This window comes from Enterobacter cloacae complex sp. 277I4 (assembly GCF_050031465.1).
Classification (GTDB): Bacteria; Pseudomonadota; Gammaproteobacteria; order Enterobacterales; family Enterobacteriaceae; genus Enterobacter; species Enterobacter cloacae.
Window position 1 is genome coordinate 2,153,148 of the sequence record NZ_JBLGWC010000001.1, and the last position, 18,827, is coordinate 2,171,974.

Genomic DNA, 18,827 nt, shown 5'->3' on the forward strand with positions numbered 1-18,827 from the left:
TTCCTTATTGCTGTAGACGGTTGCGCCAGGCGGTGAGGAGGTCGCTGCGGGTGATCAGACCCAGAAAACGGTCATTGTCATTAATCACCGCCACCAGACCGCGGTCAAAGATGGCGTGCAGGGCGCTTTCCGGCGCGTGCTTATCAAGAATCTCCACCTGTTGCGTCATGGCCGCCGTGACGGGGAGGGCAAAGCGAGCCCCGTCGCCGCCAATGTGGCGCAGCAGATCCCACTCATCAATAATGCCTACCACCTTGCCGTTCTCCAGCACCGGCAGCTGCGAGATGTCATACAGGCGCATGCGTGCCAGTACGGTGGAAAGCGTGTCGTCCGGGGCGGCGGTGACGGTGGCGCCCTCGTCGTGGCGCAGCGCAATGTAGTCAGAGAGATCGCCTGCCTGCGGGCGGGACATCAGCCCCTGCTGACGCATCCAGTCATCGTTGAACATCTTTGAGAGGTATTTGTTGCCGCTGTCGCAGGCGAAGGTCACCACGCGTTTCGGCGTGGTCTGTGCCTGGCAATACTTCAGCGCGGCTGCCAGCAGGGTTCCGCTGGAGGAGCCAGCCAGAATGCCTTCCGTTTTCAGCAGCTCGCGCGCGGTGGCGAACGCGTCGCGGTCGGTGATGCGCCAGGCGCGATTCACCCCGTCAATGTGGGCCAGTGGCGGAATAAAGTCTTCGCCAATTCCCTCAACCAGCCAGGAGCCCGCGTCGCGGTAGCGTCCGGTTTCCACCTGGTCGGCCAGAACCGATCCTGCCGGGTCTGCGAGGACAAACTCCGTGTGCGGCGAGTGTTCGGCGAACCACGCCTGCAGGCCACCCAGCGTGCCTCCTGATCCCACGCCCACCACGATGGCGTCGATCCTGCCGTTAAGCTGTTCAAACAGCTCCGGCGCGGTGGTGGTACGGTGCGCCAGCGGATTGGCTTCGTTGTTGAACTGGTCGATGTAAAACGCGCCGGGCAGTTCACTCGCCAGACGCCGGGCGTAATCCTGGTAATAGGCGGGATGGCCCTTATTGACGTCCGAACGCGTCAGTACCACCTGGGCACCCAGCGCGCGAAGGTGGAAGATTTTCTCGCGGCTCATTTTGTCCGGTACCACCAGGATCAGCGAATAGCCTTTCTGGGCGGCGATCAGGGCCAGACCCAGGCCGGTATTTCCCGCCGTGGCCTCAATAATCGTGCCGCCCGGCTGCAGCTGGCCGGTGCGCTCCGCTTCATTAATCATCGACAGCGCCACGCGGTCCTTTATAGAGCCACCCGGGTTCTGGTTCTCCAGTTTCAGAAACAGCGAGCAGAGGCCGGTGTCCAGTTTATGCAGCTGGATAACGGGTGTTTGGCCAATCAGTTCAGTGACGGAGTGGTAAATCGTCATGGGTTTTTCCTTTCAGGAGGTCATGACGGGATGATAGAGCGGTGAAAATTTCGCAAGAAAGAACGAATCTCTGCTTTTTAGAACAGAAAAGAATATAAATGGTGTTTTTGGATGTCAGGATAGCAAGACGTAAAGTGCTCCGGATGTGAGGATGGCTATATCAACAGAATATGTTGAAAAAATGCGCGTTTTTGGCGTGGGTCGCCCCTGACATATGCATCGTGCAGATAAACATTGCTGAAATTGGTCTAAACGGGTCTCGCCCGCGACAGGCAGTGTTTATTCCCACTGGTTATAACACATGCTTTTTTGTTCATTTAAAAGCAAGTAACGGCTGATTACTATCGTTTGGACATCCATACTTCTAAACCGCCAGGGCGGACGGATAACGATTAAGAATGATTGTTCTCAGCAATATTTCGAAGGTCTTTGACAACGGCAAGGTGGCGCTCACGGCCGTTGATAACGTCAATCTGACGATTGAGCAGGGGCAGATATACGGCATTATTGGCTACAGCGGCGCGGGGAAAAGTACGCTTATCCGCCTGTTAAATGGCCTGGAAAAACCGAGCAGCGGCAGCGTGACCATTAACGGTCAGGACATTTCTGCCGCAAAGGGGGAAGCGCTGCGACAGGCGCGTCTGAAGATCAGCATGGTGTTCCAGCACTTCAACCTGCTGTGGTCGCGAACGGTAGCGGAAAACATTGCCTTTTCGATGCAGATCGCCGGGGTGCCAAAGGCCAGGATTCAGGCCCGCGTGGCCGAGCTGGTGGAACTGGTCGGGCTGAAAGGCCGCGAAAATGCGTATCCGTCGCAGCTGAGCGGCGGGCAAAAGCAGCGCGTGGGCATTGCGCGTGCGCTGGCGAACAACCCGGATGTATTGCTCTGTGACGAAGCCACCTCTGCGCTCGACCCACAGACCACCGATCAGATCCTCGATCTGCTGCTGGACATAAACCGTCGTTTCAGGCTGACCATCGTCCTCATCACCCACGAGATGCACGTGGTGCGCAAAATCTGTGACCGGGTGGCGGTGATGGAGAACGGTAAAGTGGTGGAAGAGGGCGACGTGCTGAGCGTTTTTACCCATCCGCAGCAGCCGATTACGCAGCAGTTTGTCCGCCAGGTGAGCCAGTACGCCGAGGAAGAGACCTTTAATACCGAGCTGGCAAACGATCTGGAAGGGACGGTCATCCGTCTGACCTTCACCGGGCACAGCACACATAAACCGATTGTGGGTGAATTGACGCTGCGCTACGGCCTGCCGTTTAACATTCTGCACGGAAAAATGACCCAGACGGCGCACGGCGTGTTTGGCCAACTGTGGGTACACGTGGTGGCATCCGATGAACAACTGAACAATATCCTCGCCGACCTGAAGCACAGCGATATTGAAGGCGAGGTGATTAAACATGGCTGAGAATCTCTTTCCGCATCTGAAGTGGGATCAGCTCTGGGCGGCAACGCTTGAGACGCTGTACATGACCGCGCTCTCCGGTGTGGCGACCTTTGTGCTGGGGATCGTACTGGGTCTGGCGCTGTTTTTAACCGCCCGCGGCGGATTGTTCCACAACCGCACGGTCTATAGCGTCATTTCGATTGTGGTGAACGTGTTCCGCTCTATCCCGTTCATCATTCTGATTGTTTTGCTGATCCCGTTCACCAAGACCGTTGTTGGCACCATCCTGGGAGCTAATGCGGCACTGCCTGCCCTGATTGTGGGCGCCGCACCGTTCTACGCCCGCCTGGTGGAGATCGCCCTGCGTGAAGTGGACAAAGGGGTCATAGAAGCAACGCGCTCAATGGGGGCACGACTGAGCACCTTAGTGTTTCGGGTTTTACTGCCGGAATCATCACCCGCACTGGTTTCTGGTATTACGGTGACGCTGATTGCGCTGGTGAGCTACAGCGCAATGGCCGGGGTGATTGGCGCCGGTGGGTTGGGAAATCTGGCTTATCTGGAAGGATTCCAGCGCAACCATGGTGACGTCACGCTGGTGGCAACGGTGACCATTTTGATCATCGTTTTTGTTATCCAGTTCTGCGGCGACATCATTACCTCACTGTTAGATAAACGCTAATAAATACACACAGGAACCATCATCATGAAAAAGACACTGACACTGATCGCCGCAGCAACCCTCAGCGCCCTGAGCTTTGCCTCCTGGGCTGACACCCTCACCGTGGGCGCGTCCAATACGCCACATGCTGAAATTCTTGAACAGGCGAAGCCGATTCTGGCGAAGCAGGGTATCGACCTGGAGATCAAACCGTTCCAGGACTACATTCTGCCCAACACTGCCCTGGCGGGTCATGACATTGACGCGAACTACTTCCAGCACATCCCTTATCTGAACAGCGTGCTGAAAGATCACGAAGGCGATAAGGACTATGATTTTGTCAGCGCAGGCGCGATCCACATCGAGCCCATCGGCATCTACTCCAAAAAATACAAGTCGCTGAAAGACCTGCCGGAAGGCGGCAAAATCATCATGCGTGATGCCGTTTCTGAAGAGGGGCGTATTCTCTCTATCTTCGAAAAAGAAGGGGTGATCAAGCTGAAGCCTGGCATCGACAAAGTGACCGCGCGCATCAGCGACATCGTGGAGAACCCGAAAAAGCTGCAGTTCACCCCTAACGTGGAAGCGTCTCTGCTGCCGCAGATGTATAACAACGATGAAGGCGCGGCGGTTGTGATCAACGCCAACTACGCGATTGACGCCGGTCTGGATCCGGTTCACGACCCGATTGCAGTTGAGAGCGGTGAAAACAACCCGTATGCCAATATCATTACCGTGCATCGCGGTGACGAGAAGAAGAAAGATATCGTTGCGCTGGTGAACGTGCTGCACTCCAAAGAGATTCAGGACTGGATCCGCACCAAGTACAAAGGCGCGGTGATCCCGGTAAATAACTAATTAATTGATTTAGCTTAGGAAGCCCGGTGAGTTTCTCGCCGGGCTTCTTTTTTGTATCCGGGCGAGGGATCATTTAAGCTGACGGTTTAGGGCAACGGAGTGGATCGCCATGGGCAATGTGACCAAAGACGAAGAGTTGTACCAGGAGATGTGTCGGGTGGTAGGGAAGGTCGTTCTGGAGATGCGTGACTTAGGGCAGGAGCCCAAGCATATCGTGATTGCCGGGGTACTGCGTACGGCGCTGGCGAACCAGCGCGTAAAACGGAGCGAGTTAACCACCCAGGCGATGGAGACAGTGGTTAAAGCGCTGGCCGGGTAAGGCACCTGCGTTTCGCGAGTTACTCAAATCCTGCATATTAACTGTCGTTATTGTTATTTCCCCTTCCTGATGGAGGCGTGTTTTACTGAAGTCAGGTAAAGCGAGAGGGGTACAGACGATGAAAAAGTGGATAAGCACGTTACGGCGGTTTTTTGCGACCCGGCCCGTGAATGCGGAGAACAGCGCGCAACGTGTTCTTGAGTCGATACTGCCTGTCGCCAGTCTGTATGGCGTGGACGTGGCCAACATTGACCCGGAGTGGTTCCATGATAAAACGTCACGCTGAACTGCGCCGCACGCGCGAAATGTACTGGAATGAGCTGTGCATCGATGCTGTAAAGCGTGGATGAGCGGAAAAATACGCTGGGAAATCCTCGGTTAACGCAGGCCGTTTTGTTACCAATATCTCCTTTCACAGATGGAGATGAAGATGAAACGGACTGTATTCACGCCCGCCCTTTTAGCCACCGCGTTACTGATTGCCATGCAGGCGGCCCATGCCGGGCCACAGGCGCATGTGGTCTGCAGTTACTCCCACACCCTCGGCGATGACGCCATCATGATGTTTGGTATGCCCAACCAGGCCATGTGGCACGATTTCTTTGGCAATACCCATACCGATGCCTTTTCAACCCGGGAAACCTTGCGCCAGCATGAAGAGACGACCTGTGATAACAAGGCCGACGGCTCTGCCTACTGGGCGCCTTCTCTGAGATTACCCGACGGAACGGTGGTCAAACCGGCCTATCAAAAAACCTATTATCAGGCCTCGAAGGTTGATGCCTATCCCTTGCACCCGTTCCCGGCCGGGCTGTCGCTGCTCGCCGGGGATCATCACGGCAGCACGCCCAACCCCCATATCAGCTTTTTATGCGCGAACGGGAATGGCTATAGCAGCAAAATCGGGGAGGTGTGCGGGCTGCGTAAAGCTAACGATGCCGTCCAGTTTAATATTGGCATTCAATTTCCGAACTGCTGGGACGGCGTGAATCTGAAGCCCGACCACGGTCTGGCCAATGCGGCGTATGACGTTAACGGCCAGTGCCCGAGCGCGTTCCCGGTAAAAATTCCAACGGTTAATATGAATGTGGCTTACGTGCTGCATGGTATTACCCGCCTGGACACCCGTCAGGCGCAACTGTCGCTCGATCCGGTGATGCAGGGGGCTGAACGTGAAGAACGCTGGGGTAGCCTCTATACGGCGCATGCCGATTTCATGAACGGCTGGACGGACGATGCCGCCCGCTTTATGACCGAACGCTGCATGAACCGCGGTATGGATTGTGGTTCAACCGTGCCCTATGGTTATTCTATGGCGAAGGCCAATGTCTGGCTCAGCAGTCTTGAACCGAACATCACTCAACCTTCACCGCAGGTGTTACTGGTAGAAGATAACTGGCAGAACGGTGGACGCACAAAAAATAGCGAGACGCTAAGCCTGGTAAAATTCCATATCCCGCCGCTGCCCGCCGGGCAGGATCCATCCTTGTTTAAATACCGCATCCGTATTTTCGGTGGGAAGGTAGAAAACAATGGAGCCGATCAGATTTTCTTTTATCCGGCCAGTAATGACTGGGATCCTGCGACCGTGAAGTGGTCGTCGCGTCCGGCCTGTAATTACCGTTCCGATGCCGTGCTTTATCTGAACCATGTTCGTGAATACCGGATGGTCGACGTGGATAAAGCCGTGCGTAAGGCGCTGGCGGAAGGGAAAACCGAGATCTCGTGGTATATCGGTGGCGATCGCCAGGGGAATCATTATCAGTTTGAACCAGCCTCATCACCAGACGGGTTAATGCTCATGCTGACTGGCTTTAAACATACGCCGGAGGTCTGACCCCACGTTTTTTTGTTCTTAACAGGGTTAGCTGGTAAGGTCTCGGCATTCGCCACTGCCCCTGTTAACGCAATGACCACCAACAGCATGATGAAACGCGCTATCGTTCTTTGGGCGATAGCGTGCACACTCTGCGGCGTACTGCTCTACGCCGAACAAATTCGCCGTCAGTTCTGGGAACGAGACCGTGAGTTCTCGGCGTTATTTTCCGAATTAAGCGCGGTCCTGACGCAAAATGAATCGGTCTTACCGCTTCTGAATGGCGATGAAGACATTGCCGCCTTGCGCAAAAAATTCCCCCATCTGCTCGCCCTGGAAAAAACGACGGGACGCCCACTGGATGCGGCGCGGGTGGAGCCTGCCCACGAGATGCAGTACTGGCTTTATAACCCCTGGCGTCAGATCCGCGTGCGGGTGGATCTCGGCCCGATTCTGAATGCGCATCATCCGTTTACCCATCTGGGGATCCGCTTCATACCGACCAGAGAAGAACGGCCCTCTGACGCATTCTGGCACTGGCAACGCACCTTCCCGCAACATACGCAACCTTTTACGCTTGAAGCGGATTCCCGGCCGGACTGGTTTGGCGTCTCCTGGTCTGTTTACCCTTTACTGTTTATCGGCTGGGGGATAGTGATTGCGCTGGCAAACGTGGTGCTCTGGCAGCGTAAAGCACGTAAAGACGCCGAGCAAAGGGCGCGCTATTACCAGCACGCCAGGCTCAATACCCTGGGGGAGATCACCGCCGGTATTGTGCATGAGATAAACCAGCCGCTGACCGCCGTCCAGACGTGGATCCAGGGCGCGCAGCGTCAGTTACAGCAGGAAAACGGCCAGGCCGTGTCGCAGGCGCTGTCGGCTGCGCTGACGCAAACGCAGCGTATTAGCGCATTATTAACCCGTTTTCGCGAGCACGTTGTGAAGGAGAAAGTCACTCTGCGGGAAACCGATCTGGCAGCATGCTGGCTGCAGGTGGTGAACTTACTTGAGCATGAGCGCAGGGCTGAGCATATCTCGGTCAGCCATGCGTTTGCCCCCGGGGCCACCACCGTGCTGGCCGACCCGCTCTGGCTGGAGCAGGTGCTGCATAATCTGCTCAGCAATGCGATTCAGGCCCAACAGGCGAGTCCTGCTGGCTGGGTAAAGATTGAAAGCCACAAAACCGAGAGCGGCATTCAGATTACCGTGACGGACGGCGGGCCTGGCTTCAGCCCGGAGGCATTACAGAATGCCTTTATGCCGTTTTACAGCGGCCGGGAAGAGGGCATAGGCCTGGGAATGACCTTAACGGAATCATTAATGACGCGTATGAATGGATCGATTACGCTGGGCAATGCGCCGCAGGGCGGGGCACAGATCCGGCTACAACTGGCAAACGGAAAGGAGGCTACAGTTGGATAACACAATCTGGCTGATTGATGATGATGAATCCATCAGAGAATCGATGGCGTTTTTGCTTTCGGGCATGAGGTGGCCGGTCAGGACGTTTGAAAGCGTTGATGCCTTTACCGCGGCCCATGCACGGGATACAGAGCTGGTAGGCTGCATGCTGCTGGATATGCGGATGCCGGGCAAAGGCGGGCTCACCTGGCTTGAGGAGGGGAAATGGCCCTGGCCCCTGCTGCCGGTGATCATCATGACCGGGCACGGGACCGTAGATGCCTGTCGCAGGGCATTTCGTAACGGCGTGTTTGAGTTTTTCACCAAGCCGCTGGATGCCGATAAGCTTATCGAAACGGTAGGGTTAGCCTTTGAGGAGAGTCAGCGCCGGTTTGCCGGCTGGCAGGAAACCTCCCGGGTGAAAGCGCGCTTCGCACAATTAACCGCGCGGGAGCATGAGGTGCTGGGGGAGTTGATGAAAGGGCTCAGCAACAAAGAGGTGGCCGCCCGGCTGAATCTCTCGCCACGGACGGTGGAAGCGCACCGCGCGGCGGCGTTTACCAAGCTTGGCGTCGGCAGTCTGGTTCAGGCAATACGCGAATACGATAAATTGCAATCCGTATAACTACCAGGTTGAGTGCGTATTCAACCGAATTATGTTTCATCGCCCGGCGGGGTACGCTCTGCCACGTATCCCAACACACGAGGAAGTGCGATGAAAAAATTATTGATGGTTGCGGCACTGGCCGCAGGTAGCGTAAGTCTGACGGCACAGGCCGATACGTTAAACCAAAAGAGTCTCTCGCTGGCGCAGGCGAATGCGCTGGCCACGTCCGCCATTCAGGCGTGTACGGCAAAGAATTATCAGGTGACGGTCACCGTGGTTGACCGTGCGGGCGTGGTGAAAGCCGTGCAGCGTACGGACAATGCCGGTCCTCATACGGTTAAAGCCAGCGAAATGAAAGCCTGGACGGCGCTCAGCGCAAAGAATGCCTCAGGCAAAGTGATGGAAGCGGCGCAGAGCAACGCCGGCGCGCAAAACATGCGTGATATTCCGGGCTTCCTGCTGCTGGCGGGCGGCCTGCCGGTGAAAGAGGGCGATGAGGTGATCGGGGCGATTGGCATCGGCGGTGCGCCGGGCGGTCATCTTGATGAAGCCTGCGCGCAGGCGGCCATTGACGGGCTGAAAAAGTAACATAAAAAAAGCACCGGGTTATCCGGTGCTTTTTCATCAGATCTTGCAGGCATCGCCGCAGTCGTCATCTGCAACAATCGCCTGGGCTTTTTTATCTGCGTCGTCCAGACGTTCCGCATTACGCTCTTCTGCTTCATCCAGTCCGTTAAAGACCAGGTTTTCGAGATCAATTTCCATGTGGCACCTGCTTTATTCAGTTTTTGATACTGGCACAGTATAGGGCAAAAAAGGCCAGCAATGTACCTCGCAGCACATATGGATAATCCCTGCCATACTCTCTGCTTTATGGCTGAGGAATGCATATGATGACACTCTGCAAAACCTGCGGTACTGCGTATGACACCACGCCGGAAACATGCCCGATTTGCGAGGATGAACGCCAGTATGTTCCGCACAGCGGCCAGGCGTGGATTGACTTTGCTACCGTGACTTCCACCCACAGCAACAAATGGCAGCAGCTGGAGCCACAGCTGTTGAGTATCAAAACGGTGCCTGCCTTTGCGATTAACCAGCGCGCGCTGCTTTTGCGTACCCCACACGGCAATATTCTCTGGGACTGTATTGCCAACCTCGACCCGGCAACCAAAACGCTCATTACCGCGCTCGGCGGCATCAGCGCGATTGCGATCTCGCACCCACACTATTACACCACCATGCAGACATGGGCTGCGGCATTTAATGCACCGGTGTACCTGCACGCCAGCGACAGAGAGTGGGTCATGCGCGGCAGTCCTGCCATTCAGTTCTGGGAAGGGGATACGCTGGAACTATTTCCGTCGGTCACCTTGTTGCGTCTGGGGGGGCATTTTGCAGGCGGTACGGTGCTGCACTGGCAGGAGGGCGAAGGCGTATTGCTGGCGGGGGATATTCTTCAGGTCACGCCCGGAAAAGACGCCGTTTCGTTTATGTGGAGCTACCCGAATATGCTGCCGCTGCCAGCCCGCACCGTTGAGCGGATTACCGGACTTCTGGAAGGCAAAAAATTTGCCCGCCTGTACGGTGCCTTTGAGGGACAAAACATCCCGGCAAACGCGGACGAGATTGTGCAGCAGTCGGGCCAGAAATATATTGCTTGTCTCAGGTAAAGCACGATGGGTAAACTTCATGAGTGTGATCCCGATCATACCTAAACTACAACAGATAAAAGAGAAATTGCTATGCAACATATCATTGAAGGTTTCCTCAACTTTCAAAAAGAGATTTTCCCGCAACGTAAAGAGCTCTTCCGCAGTTTAGCGTCCAGCCAGAATCCCAAAGCGCTGTTCATCTCATGCTCCGACAGCCGTCTGGTACCAGAACTGGTCACTCAGCAAGAGCCAGGACAGCTCTTTGTCATTCGAAATGCTGGCAACATTGTGCCACCGTTCGGGCCAGAGCCGGGCGGTGTCTCCGCAACCATCGAATATGCCGTTGTGGCGCTGGGCGTGACGGATATCGTGATTTGCGGTCACTCCAACTGTGGGGCGATGAAGGCGATTGCGGATAACGCGAACCTCGAGCCGATGCCTGCCGTCTCCCACTGGCTGCGTTATTCTGATGCCGCTAAAGCGGTGGTGGAGAAGAAAAGCTGGGATCAGCCGATCGACAAAGTGAATGCGATGGTGCAGGAGAACGTCTTTGCGCAGCTGAGCAATATCAAGACCCATCCATCCGTTGCTGTGGGTCTGCGCAATAACGCCCTTCGCCTGCACGGCTGGGTGTATGACATTGAGAGCGGTGAAATTCGTGCGCTGGATAAAGCGACGAAAACCTTCGTTTCTCTGTCAGAGAACCCGGAAGTGTTCTTCGAATAATGACGATCAGGGCATGGAAGCCCTGTCAGCTATCGAAATACGGCAATCTCCTGCGTAACCCAGAAGCAGGTTTTTCCGCCGCTTTCGCCATCGACCCGGCAATCTCCGCACACTCGGCCAGTCCCTGAACGAAGGGATGATCGTGCATCAGCCACGGTATCGCGCCAAACGCGATTCTCCCGCGCACCGTTTCTGGTGCTTTAAGCGTGTAATCCTCGCCAATATCAGGGATCTCGTCGCCTGTCGCCTGCAGCTGTTTGCGCAGTGTCGGGAAAGGCAGATCCTCTGTTTTCAGCGGTTTTTGCCCGCGGGCATCAATAAACACGTCAAAGAGATAGGTGTTGTCTTCAGTCGCGATCGCCGTCTGGGCGCGACCGACATCCAGCGTGTAATCATCACCTAATGCGACAACGCTGATGATCCCGGCCTCGCGCAGCGCAAGCAGCCGACGGATAGACTGCGGTGGAATGGCGGCGTAGTTGTCAATAAACACCCGCGCCAGTCCCTGTTTGAAACGTTCCCGGTCCTGCTCATTAAGATGCGGCACGATCTCCTGAACCACCTCGTGCAACCGAAGCACGGTGTAGCGCCAGGGCACCGTTCGCCGCTCACGTTTGTTGCGTTCGACCTCATTCAGATTGGCTTCTGCCCAGCTAAACGGGCCGTGCTGTTTGCGGTCCTCAAACCAGGCATCGCGAAGGGTGTCCGCATCCAGGGCGCGCAGCCCGATTTTCTCACACCATGCCGGGTCGGCGAGTTCCAGCTCTTTTACCATCAGGGCAAAAATACGATCCAGCAGGCCGTCAGACCCTTTGGCGATTTCATTCTCAACGACAAATTCAGTTAATACCGACAGCGGCTCGTAAGGAATAGGGCAGTAAAAATCGGCCTCAGGCAGAATGCCTGTCCGGGACATGAGGACTATTTTTAACGCCTCGCTGCCTTTATCCAGAACGAATTTGTCATCAACAAAGGCGCCATGCTGCATAACAACCGCCATGGCGGCGTCCAGTCCGCTTAATGAGGTCCCCTTAATCCCCACCCGACAGGCTGGGATATCGGCGTCCATCAACCCGGACCAGGGGCTTGGGAAGAAGGTGCGCGTGGCCTCATCCTCATCAGGCCAGACGTGGCCGGTGGCGATGACGGCAAGGTTGAAGCGTTCAGGTAAGCGGCTCTTATTTACCGAAAGCGTAACGCCGTCTTTGTCGGTGGCGATATCCGTCACCTCGGCGGATTCATGGATATCGACCTGAAATCCCAGCCTGCGGGCCTCTTTGACCACTCTCAGAAAACTGTCGCGAAAATATTCCCCCAGCAGGATCCGGGGCAGAAACTGCCGGTCGTGCAGGGAAGCTTTATCGACGTGATAGCGGGCGAGATGGGCTGCACTCTGTTCTTTTAACCAGTCGAGGTAGGTCATAAAAACGGGTGGGATTTCAATGCTGGCAATATTCGCCAGCATCAGACGCGAGTTTTCATCAATTCGATAGGGCATGCCCACGCCCGCTTCCTCGGCTTTTTCGAAAATGGAAACGGCCAGTGGCGTTTTATGCTTCAGGAGCGCGTAAAAGGTGTAAATCCCTGTGGGGCCGGAGCCGATAATGGCGATTTTTTTCATCGACACTGTTCCTGCTTTTTTTTGTCATATGAAAAGCGTAGCAGGAGAAAGCGTAAAAAATCAGGCGATTGGGATTATTCAGACTACAAGAAGAGGATTTGCACCATTTCAGGATTGAAATGGTGCGTCCGAGTGGACTCGAACCACCGACCCCCACCATGTCAAGGTGGTGCTCTAACCAACTGAGCTACGGACGCAGAATGGTGCGTTCAATTGGACTCGAACCAACGACCCCCACCATGTCAAGGTGGTGCTCTAACCAACTGAGCTATGAACGCAACGTGTTGTCGGTGACAACGGGGACGAATATTAGCGGCACAGCACCGCAGTGGCAAGAGGCAAAATGCATTTTTCTCTCTGATTTCACGCGATTGCTTCATTACCGCGCAAAGTGAAGAGAAAGTAGCCGCCAGCAGGCGGCTACTGTGTATTTAACGTGCGGCGCGTTGCAAAATTACCGTGGATGGCTGACGCTGCAGGAAGCGCATACGCAGCATCATCATGATAGCCGCAGAGGTCAGACCGATGATAAAGCCGATCCAGAACCCCGCGGGCCCCATACGATCCACCACCAGATCGGTGAGCGCGAGAATATAACCGCTCGGCAGACCCAACACCCAGTAGGCGATGAAGGTAATAAAGAAGATGGAGCGGGTATCTTTATAGCCACGCAGTACGCCGCTGCCGATCACCTGGATGGAGTCAGAGATCTGGTATACCGCTGCCAGCAGCATCAGATGCGATGCCAGCATCACCACTTCCGGGTTGTCATTATAGAGCAGGGCAATTTGCTCCCGCAGTGCGACGGTGAAAAGCGCGGTGCAGACCGCCATACAGACACCCACGCCGAGCCCGGTGCGCGCAGCCGTTTGTGCATCAAGGGTTGAACCTTGCCCCAGACGAAAGCCGACGCGGATGGTGACCGCGGCCGCCAGCGACATCGGCAGGACGAACATCAGCGAGCTGAAGTTCAGCGCAATCTGGTGTCCGGCCACGTTCACAATGCCCAGCGGCGAGACCAGCAGGGCGACCACGGCAAACAGAGTCACTTCGAAGAACAGTGCCAGCGCAATGGGCAGCCCCAGCTGTACCAGACGCATCATAATGTGCCAGTCCGGCGTGCTGAATGAACGCTCATTACGGATATCACGCAGGGAGCGGGCGTGTTTAACAAAGGTAAGTATGCTAAAGAACATCACCCAGTATACCGCCGCTGTTGCCACGCCACAGCCTACGCCGCCAAGCTCCGGCATGCCAAAATGGCCGTAAATAAAGATATAGTTCACCGGAATGTTGACCAGCAGGCCGATAAAGCCCATGACCATCCCCGGCTTGGTTTTTGCCAGGCCTTCGCACTGGTTACGCGCCACCTGGAAGAAGAGATAACCCGGGACACCCCAGAGCAGGGCGCGCAGATACCCCACGGCCTTGTCTGCCAGAGCCGGGTCGATATTATGCATGGCGCGAATGATATGCCCGGCGTTCCAGAGCACGATCATAATCAGTACGGAGACAAATCCAGCCAGCCAAAAGCCCTGGCGCACCTGATGGGCGATACGTTCACGTCGTCCGGAACCATTCAGCTGGGCGATAACCGGCGTGAGTGCCAGCAGCAGGCCGTGACCGAAGAGAATGGCCGGAAGCCAGATAGAGGTTCCGATTGCCACGGCGGCCATATCGGTGGCGCTGTAGCCACCGGCCATCACCGTATCCACAAATCCCATTGCGGTCTGGGCCACCTGCGCGATGATCACCGGGATAGCCAGTGCCAATAACTGCCGCGCTTCATTCATGTACTTCTGCACGTGAACACCTTTATTTTGTAGTTATATGAGAGACTAAAAAAGCCGCCGTAACTGGCAGCAAGAAGAAAAAGCAGAGGGGGTGCCAGCTATTGTAGCGGGCTTTAGCTATTAATCTAGTGAAAAAATCGCCAGAAAATGCGCTGCTCTGGCAACCTGTATTTCCAACTGTTATTGTGGTGGGATTAAACGGTGTCACCACCGTCCGGAAAATACAGGAGTTGTAAGCATGTTTACTGGTATTGTGCAGGGCACCGCTAAAGTGGTGTCCATTGATGAAAAACCTAATTTCCGTACCCACGTCGTTGAGCTGCCAGAATATATGCTGGATGGCATCGAAACCGGTGCCTCGGTTGCGCATAACGGCTGCTGCCTGACGGTGACCGAAATTAACGGCAACCAGATTAGCTTTGATTTAATGAAAGAAACGCTGCGTATCACCAACCTGGGCGAACTGGTGGTGGGCGATACCGTAAACGTAGAGCGTGCGGCGAAGTTCAGCGATGAAATTGGCGGCCACCTGATGTCGGGCCATATCATGACCACCGCCGAAGTGGCGAAAATTGTCACCTCTGAAAATAACCGTCAAATCTGGTTTAAAGTGCAGGATCCGTCATTAATGAAATACATCCTGTATAAAGGATTTATTGGTATTGATGGGATTAGCCTGACGGTCGGAGAAGTGACGCCGACGCGTTTTTGCGTGCATTTAATTCCGGAAACGCTACAGCGTACGACGCTGGGGGCGAAAAAACTGGGGCAGCGTGTGAATATCGAAATCGATCCGCAAACCCAGGCGGTCGTAGATACCGTCGAGCGTGTGCTGGCGGCGAAAGAGGCGGCCATAATAAAGGCCACCGAAGAAGAATAAAAAAATAACCCCGGATACCCGGGGTTATTTTTTAGCGCGGCACACGTAAGCCGTGTTCAATCCCGCGACTGAAGACCACCTGCCAGAGCTGAATATCACGCGCGCGGAACGCACCTGCGCAGGCATTCAGATAATAGCTGAACATCCGTTTAAATCGTTCAGAATAGTTGTCTGCAATCTCAGGCCACGCTTTCTGGAAACGTTCATGCCACGCCATAAGCGTGGTGTCGTAATCCGCGCCAAAGTTATGCCAGTCTTCCATAATGAAGTGGCTTTCGCTGGCGTTGGCAATCTGGCGAACGGAAGGCAAACAGCCATTCGGAAAGATGTATTTATTGATCCACGGGTCAACGTTATTGTCCGTGCGCTTAGAGCCTATGGTGTGCAGCAGGAAAATGCCGTCGGGTTTTAAATTACGATCCACCACCTCAAAATAGGTGTCGTAATTTTTCGGCCCCACGTGCTCAAACATGCCCACGGAAACAATGCGATCAAACTGCTCGTTGAGGTCGCGGTAATCCTGCAGCCGGATATCAACGTCGAGACCATGGCAGCGCTCCCGGGCCATTTTTTGCTGTTCGGCTGAAATGGTTACGCCGACCACGCTGACGCCGTAGTGCTTCGCCATAAAATACGCCAGACCGCCCCAGCCGCAGCCGATATCCAGCACACGCATACCGGGCTGCAGCTGCAGTTTCTCGCTAATCAGACGCAGTTTATCCTGCTGGGCTTCTTCGAGGGTTGTCGCCTTTTTCCAGTAGGCGCAGGAGTATTGCATGAAGGGATCCAGCATGCGGCTGAACAAATCGTTACCGAGGTCGTAGTGCTCTTTGCCCACGATCCACGCCCGTTTTTTGCTTTGCAGATTGAACAAACGGGCGGAGGCGACGCGCAACGTATCTTTTATATTGCGGGGGAGCTGGTTCTCCAGACCGGCGCGCAACACGCTGGCAAAGAAAATATCCAGCCGCTCGCAATCCCACCAGCCATCCATATAGCTTTCGCCCAGCCCTAACGATCCCTCGCGCAGCACGCGTTTAAAAAAATCGGGATGTTTGACCTGCGGATCGGAGGGTGAAGATCCGTTGATAGTGATGCCTGCACGACCTAACAGTTCACTGACGATCCGGGACCAGTTATCGTCCGGAACGCTGACTTCTTCTATACACGATGAACTCATAGCTTCTCCATCACCTTACTGTGATCAGAACCTTCAAACAGCGTAGACGCTTTTTATGGTTTGTGAGAAATCTCACGGTAAATACCGCGAGGCTAGTATCCGACGTAGAACAGAGGAAGGGAGATAACCCTTGCCGAAATGCCTTCCATGGTAAAACGGGAGCACTCCGGCTCCCGTTAACACTTAATATTTATCGTATTTAATCGAACCAAATTTAGTATAGGCCTCAAAATTTGGTGATTCAATAGAAAATTCTTAGCAACCTAATCACTGAAATGTTACATATTTTCCCCAGTGATTACGCGTGCGACGTCTCCGCCTGAGCATGGTTCTCAAGCTCGCGCTGTGCGGCGGATTGCATGCGATAACCCATTACTGCCAGCGCAACGGTGACCAGCATCACGCTGGTGGTAGTCAACAGCGGGGTGGCAATCAGCGCTGACACCACCAGGCTTGCCAGGAAGCACAGGCCGAGCTGCAGGGTATTTTGCAGCGCCGCGGCGCGTCCTGTCGCCTGCGGGAAAGGACGTAACGCCTGTGCGACCACGATAGGATAAATGGCACCGTTAGCCACCGCCATCACGCAGAACGGAATCAAAATCTCCGCCAGACCGACGCCTGGGATAAACCCAACGGCCCAGGTGGCGCCCACGCTCAAGGCAAACAGCGCCAGCAGCCAGGGCAGCATCTGCTGACCTTCCCATTTCTGCAGCGCCGCACGGCAGCCGTATCCGCCCAGCAGGAAGGCGATGGTCTGTGGGACATAGCTCAGACCAATGGCGGCCGGGCTGTACCCCATATCGTGCAGAATAAACGGCGAGCCGGTGAGCCAGGCGAAGAAGCTCGCCGAGCAGGCGGCATAGACCAGGACGTTACCACGATACGCTTTGGCGCTCAGCAGGGAGAGGAACGTGATCGGTTTGGCGTCAGCATGCACCTCTTTTTTATGCGCGGGCTTGAGGGCAAACGCTGGCAGCATCAGTACCAGGGTGATGGCAAACAGCGTGGCAAAAATGGCCTGCCAGTCAAAGTGCGCGAGGATCCAGCTGCCCAGCAGGGGAGCGAGGGCGGGTGACAGGCCAACCAGCGGCATAATGGTGGCGAAAATGCGGTTGGTACGGTTGGCCGGGTAGTAGTCGGTCACGAGAGCCTGCCAGGTTACCGCCGCGGCACAGACGCCGACGGCCTGCACAAAGCGCAGCACCAGCAGCCAGGTCGCATCGCGTACCCACAACATTCCCAGACAGCCTGCGGCAAAAATGGCCAGGCCCAGCAACAACACCGGTTTACGCCCGAAGCGATCGGAGAGCGGGCCCCAGAGCAGCTGTGCGATGGCAAAACCGGCGAGAAACAAACTCAGGCTGGCGCTGATGGCCGCGGCTGGCGTTTGCAGATCTTCCTGCATCGCCGCAAACGCGGGCAGGTACATATCGGTGGCCAAAAAGCCCAGCACGCTCAAACCGCCGAGCCAGACTAAAAATCCATTCCTGGGTTGCATTGTTTTATTCTCCTTGAGGAGGCAGGTAGACACTGGCGCAGAGTGTAGGGAGTGCAAAGCGGGTTGTGAAACGCTAATATTTGGCGGTTGCATTCAAATTTTTTGCAGGCAGAAAATGTGGTCAGATTATTCTCTTGAAGTGGTGGATGCTGTCGCGCGTAACGGCAGCTTTAGCGGTGCGGCACAGGAGTTGCACCGCGTCCCTTCGGCTATCAGCTACACGGTGCGGCAGCTTGAAGAGTGGCTGGCGGTTCCGCTGTTCGAACGGCGGCATCGCGATGTGGAATTAACGCCTGCTGGCGCGTGGTTTTTGAAAGAAGGGCGTTCTGTTATCAAAAAAATGCAGATCACCCGCGAACAGTGCCAGCAGATCGCCAACGGCTGGCGCGGACATCTTTCCATCGCCGTGGACAATATCGTTAAGCCGGAGCGTACCCGGCAGATGATCGTGGATTTCTATCGCCATTTTTCAGACGTTGAACTTCGTGTCTCGCAGGAGGTATTCAACGGGGTCTGGGACGCGCTGGCGGACGGCAGGGCAGAGATGGCGATTGGCGCAACCCAGGCGATCCCCGTCGGGGGGCGCTATGCGTTTCGCGATATGGGCATGTTGAGCTGGAAATGCGTCGTGGCACACGATCATCCGCTGGCTGCCCTGGAGGGACCGCTGAGTGACGACACGCTGCGCAACTGGCCGTCGCTGGTGCTGGAGGATACCTCGCGCTCGTTGCCAAAACGTATCACTTGGCTTCTTGATAACCAGCGGCGGGTGGTGGCGCCGGACTGGGAATCCTCCGCGACCTGCCTCAGCGCCGGGCTGTGCGTCGCGATGGTTCCCGTCCATTTCGCTAAGCCGAGAATCGATACCGGTGAATGGGTCGAGCTGACGCTGGAGAATCCGTTCCCGGATGCGGCCTGCTGCCTGACATGGCAACAAAATGATGTGTCGCCCGCCATGGCATGGCTACTGGATTATCTGGGAGACAGCGAAACGCTTAACCGGGAATGGCTACGGGAGCCAGCTTAGCTGGCTCCAC

19 protein-coding genes and 2 tRNA genes are annotated in these 18,827 nt (G+C 55.5%); 13 read left to right on the forward strand and 8 right to left on the reverse strand.

Annotated elements, in window-relative coordinates:
* Positions 1 to 4: 4 nt before the first annotated feature.
* The gene (locus tag ACQG19_RS10470; protein ID WP_013096948.1) at positions 5 to 1,375 is read right to left on the reverse strand and encodes a pyridoxal-phosphate dependent enzyme; all 1,371 of its coding nucleotides are present in this window, start codon (positions 1,373 to 1,375) and stop codon (positions 5 to 7) included.
* 398 nt (positions 1,376 to 1,773) lie between these two features.
* On the opposite strand from ACQG19_RS10470, the gene ACQG19_RS10475 reads away from it, so the two are divergent.
* From ACQG19_RS10475 to ACQG19_RS10515, 9 genes are all read left to right on the forward strand, one after another.
* Positions 1,774 to 2,796, forward strand: coding sequence for a methionine ABC transporter ATP-binding protein (locus tag ACQG19_RS10475; RefSeq protein ID WP_020688322.1), 1,023 nt, complete (start codon positions 1,774 to 1,776; stop codon positions 2,794 to 2,796).
* Entirely contained in the window at positions 2,789 to 3,457 is a 669-nt protein-coding gene (locus ACQG19_RS10480) for a methionine ABC transporter permease (RefSeq protein ID WP_013096946.1), read from the forward strand. The genes ACQG19_RS10475 and ACQG19_RS10480 overlap by 8 nt, the downstream gene beginning before the upstream one ends.
* A 24-nt stretch (positions 3,458 to 3,481) precedes the next feature.
* The gene (locus ACQG19_RS10485) at positions 3,482 to 4,294 is read left to right on the forward strand and encodes a MetQ/NlpA family ABC transporter substrate-binding protein (protein WP_013096945.1); all 813 of its coding nucleotides are present in this window, start codon (positions 3,482 to 3,484) and stop codon (positions 4,292 to 4,294) included.
* A gap of 109 nt (positions 4,295 to 4,403) precedes the next feature.
* Complete coding sequence (gene fumD / locus ACQG19_RS10490; protein WP_013096944.1) at positions 4,404 to 4,613, forward strand: fumarate hydratase FumD; 210 nt, start codon at positions 4,404 to 4,406, stop codon at positions 4,611 to 4,613.
* 118 nt (positions 4,614 to 4,731) lie between these two features.
* Entirely contained in the window at positions 4,732 to 4,899 is a 168-nt protein-coding gene (locus tag ACQG19_RS10495; RefSeq protein WP_014831607.1) for a hypothetical protein, read from the forward strand.
* 144 nt (positions 4,900 to 5,043) lie between these two features.
* Positions 5,044 to 6,450 (forward strand): DUF1996 domain-containing protein, encoded by a 1,407-nt coding sequence (locus tag ACQG19_RS10500; protein ID WP_045295861.1) that lies wholly within the window; start codon positions 5,044 to 5,046, stop codon positions 6,448 to 6,450.
* Positions 6,451 to 6,522: 72 nt separating this feature from the next.
* Positions 6,523 to 7,851 (forward strand): sensor histidine kinase, encoded by a 1,329-nt coding sequence (locus ACQG19_RS10505; RefSeq protein WP_045295863.1) that lies wholly within the window; start codon positions 6,523 to 6,525, stop codon positions 7,849 to 7,851.
* The gene (locus ACQG19_RS10510; RefSeq protein ID WP_045295864.1) at positions 7,844 to 8,455 is read left to right on the forward strand and encodes a response regulator transcription factor; all 612 of its coding nucleotides are present in this window, start codon (positions 7,844 to 7,846) and stop codon (positions 8,453 to 8,455) included. Before ACQG19_RS10505 ends, ACQG19_RS10510 begins: the two co-directional genes overlap by 8 nt.
* 90 nt (positions 8,456 to 8,545) lie before the next feature.
* On the forward strand, positions 8,546 to 9,025 hold the full coding sequence (locus tag ACQG19_RS10515; RefSeq protein ID WP_038419202.1) for a GlcG/HbpS family heme-binding protein: 480 nt from the start codon (positions 8,546 to 8,548) through the stop codon (positions 9,023 to 9,025).
* A 36-nt stretch (positions 9,026 to 9,061) separates the two neighbouring features.
* On the opposite strand, the gene ACQG19_RS10520 is transcribed toward ACQG19_RS10515, so the two are convergent.
* Positions 9,062 to 9,202 carry a hypothetical protein gene (locus ACQG19_RS10520; RefSeq protein WP_013096938.1) on the reverse strand — a complete coding sequence of 47 codons (141 nt, stop codon included), beginning with the start codon at positions 9,200 to 9,202 and terminating at the stop codon, positions 9,062 to 9,064.
* A gap of 125 nt (positions 9,203 to 9,327) precedes the next feature.
* On the opposite strand from ACQG19_RS10520, the gene ACQG19_RS10525 reads away from it, so the two are divergent.
* Both ACQG19_RS10525 and ACQG19_RS10530 read left to right on the forward strand, forming a co-directional pair.
* Positions 9,328 to 10,110 (forward strand): hypothetical protein, encoded by a 783-nt coding sequence (locus ACQG19_RS10525; RefSeq protein ID WP_063252492.1) that lies wholly within the window; start codon positions 9,328 to 9,330, stop codon positions 10,108 to 10,110.
* Between the two features lie 72 nt (positions 10,111 to 10,182).
* On the forward strand, positions 10,183 to 10,818 hold the full coding sequence (locus ACQG19_RS10530) for a carbonic anhydrase (protein WP_013096936.1): 636 nt from the start codon (positions 10,183 to 10,185) through the stop codon (positions 10,816 to 10,818).
* 25 nt (positions 10,819 to 10,843) lie between these two features.
* Here the strand turns inward: ACQG19_RS10530 and ACQG19_RS10535 are convergent, their stop codons facing one another.
* The 4 genes from ACQG19_RS10535 to mdtK all read right to left on the reverse strand — a co-directional run bounded on the left by ACQG19_RS10535 (position 10,844) and on the right by mdtK (position 14,244).
* Complete coding sequence (locus ACQG19_RS10535) at positions 10,844 to 12,439, reverse strand: FAD-NAD(P)-binding protein (protein WP_350389307.1); 1,596 nt, start codon at positions 12,437 to 12,439, stop codon at positions 10,844 to 10,846.
* Between the two features lie 120 nt (positions 12,440 to 12,559).
* Positions 12,560 to 12,636, reverse strand: a tRNA-Val gene (locus ACQG19_RS10540).
* A gap of 4 nt (positions 12,637 to 12,640) precedes the next feature.
* A tRNA-Val gene (locus tag ACQG19_RS10545) sits at positions 12,641 to 12,717 on the reverse strand.
* 153 nt (positions 12,718 to 12,870) lie between these two features.
* On the reverse strand, positions 12,871 to 14,244 hold the full coding sequence (gene mdtK, locus ACQG19_RS10550) for an MdtK family multidrug efflux MATE transporter (RefSeq protein WP_013096934.1): 1,374 nt from the start codon (positions 14,242 to 14,244) through the stop codon (positions 12,871 to 12,873).
* A gap of 226 nt (positions 14,245 to 14,470) precedes the next feature.
* Here mdtK and ACQG19_RS10555 point away from each other — a divergent pair, with 226 nt between their 5' ends.
* Positions 14,471 to 15,112: a riboflavin synthase gene (locus ACQG19_RS10555; protein ID WP_013096933.1), complete on the forward strand. Its 642-nt coding sequence runs from the start codon at positions 14,471 to 14,473 to the stop codon at positions 15,110 to 15,112.
* Between the two features lie 31 nt (positions 15,113 to 15,143).
* On the opposite strand, the gene cfa is transcribed toward ACQG19_RS10555, so the two are convergent.
* Together cfa and punC are read right to left on the reverse strand one after the other, a co-directional pair.
* Positions 15,144 to 16,292, reverse strand: coding sequence for a cyclopropane fatty acyl phospholipid synthase (gene cfa / locus ACQG19_RS10560; protein ID WP_129327503.1), 1,149 nt, complete (start codon positions 16,290 to 16,292; stop codon positions 15,144 to 15,146).
* A gap of 298 nt (positions 16,293 to 16,590) precedes the next feature.
* Positions 16,591 to 17,790 (reverse strand): purine nucleoside transporter PunC, encoded by a 1,200-nt coding sequence (punC, locus tag ACQG19_RS10565; protein ID WP_129327502.1) that lies wholly within the window; start codon positions 17,788 to 17,790, stop codon positions 16,591 to 16,593.
* 115 nt (positions 17,791 to 17,905) lie between these two features.
* Here punC and punR point away from each other — a divergent pair, with 115 nt between their 5' ends.
* Entirely contained in the window at positions 17,906 to 18,817 is a 912-nt protein-coding gene (gene punR / locus ACQG19_RS10570; protein ID WP_013096930.1) for a DNA-binding transcriptional activator PunR, read from the forward strand.
* Positions 18,818 to 18,827: the final 10 nt, after the last annotated feature.

Bases quoted from the DNA above. Each gene is read 5' to 3' on its own strand.
- ACQG19_RS10470 (WP_013096948.1), bottom strand. From the start codon at position 1,375: ATGACGATTTACCACTCCGTCACTGAACTGATTGGCCAAACACCCGTT.
- ACQG19_RS10475 (WP_020688322.1), top strand. From the start codon at position 1,774: ATGATTGTTCTCAGCAATATTTCGAAGGTCTTTGACAACGGCAAGGTG.
- ACQG19_RS10480 (WP_013096946.1), top strand. From the start codon at position 2,789: ATGGCTGAGAATCTCTTTCCGCATCTGAAGTGGGATCAGCTCTGGGCG.
- ACQG19_RS10485 (WP_013096945.1), top strand. From the start codon at position 3,482: ATGAAAAAGACACTGACACTGATCGCCGCAGCAACCCTCAGCGCCCTG.
- fumD (WP_013096944.1), top strand. From the start codon at position 4,404: ATGGGCAATGTGACCAAAGACGAAGAGTTGTACCAGGAGATGTGTCGG.
- ACQG19_RS10495 (WP_014831607.1), top strand. From the start codon at position 4,732: ATGAAAAAGTGGATAAGCACGTTACGGCGGTTTTTTGCGACCCGGCCC.
- ACQG19_RS10500 (WP_045295861.1), top strand. From the start codon at position 5,044: ATGAAACGGACTGTATTCACGCCCGCCCTTTTAGCCACCGCGTTACTG.
- ACQG19_RS10505 (WP_045295863.1), top strand. From the start codon at position 6,523: ATGACCACCAACAGCATGATGAAACGCGCTATCGTTCTTTGGGCGATA.
- ACQG19_RS10515 (WP_038419202.1), top strand. From the start codon at position 8,546: ATGAAAAAATTATTGATGGTTGCGGCACTGGCCGCAGGTAGCGTAAGT.
- ACQG19_RS10520 (WP_013096938.1), bottom strand. From the start codon at position 9,202: ATGGAAATTGATCTCGAAAACCTGGTCTTTAACGGACTGGATGAAGCA.
- ACQG19_RS10525 (WP_063252492.1), top strand. From the start codon at position 9,328: ATGATGACACTCTGCAAAACCTGCGGTACTGCGTATGACACCACGCCG.
- ACQG19_RS10530 (WP_013096936.1), top strand. From the start codon at position 10,183: ATGCAACATATCATTGAAGGTTTCCTCAACTTTCAAAAAGAGATTTTC.
- ACQG19_RS10535 (WP_350389307.1), bottom strand. From the start codon at position 12,439: ATGAAAAAAATCGCCATTATCGGCTCCGGCCCCACAGGGATTTACACC.
- ACQG19_RS10555 (WP_013096933.1), top strand. From the start codon at position 14,471: ATGTTTACTGGTATTGTGCAGGGCACCGCTAAAGTGGTGTCCATTGAT.
- cfa (WP_129327503.1), bottom strand. From the start codon at position 16,292: ATGAGTTCATCGTGTATAGAAGAAGTCAGCGTTCCGGACGATAACTGG.
- punC (WP_129327502.1), bottom strand. From the start codon at position 17,790: ATGCAACCCAGGAATGGATTTTTAGTCTGGCTCGGCGGTTTGAGCGTG.
- punR (WP_013096930.1), top strand. From the start codon at position 17,906: ATGTGGTCAGATTATTCTCTTGAAGTGGTGGATGCTGTCGCGCGTAAC.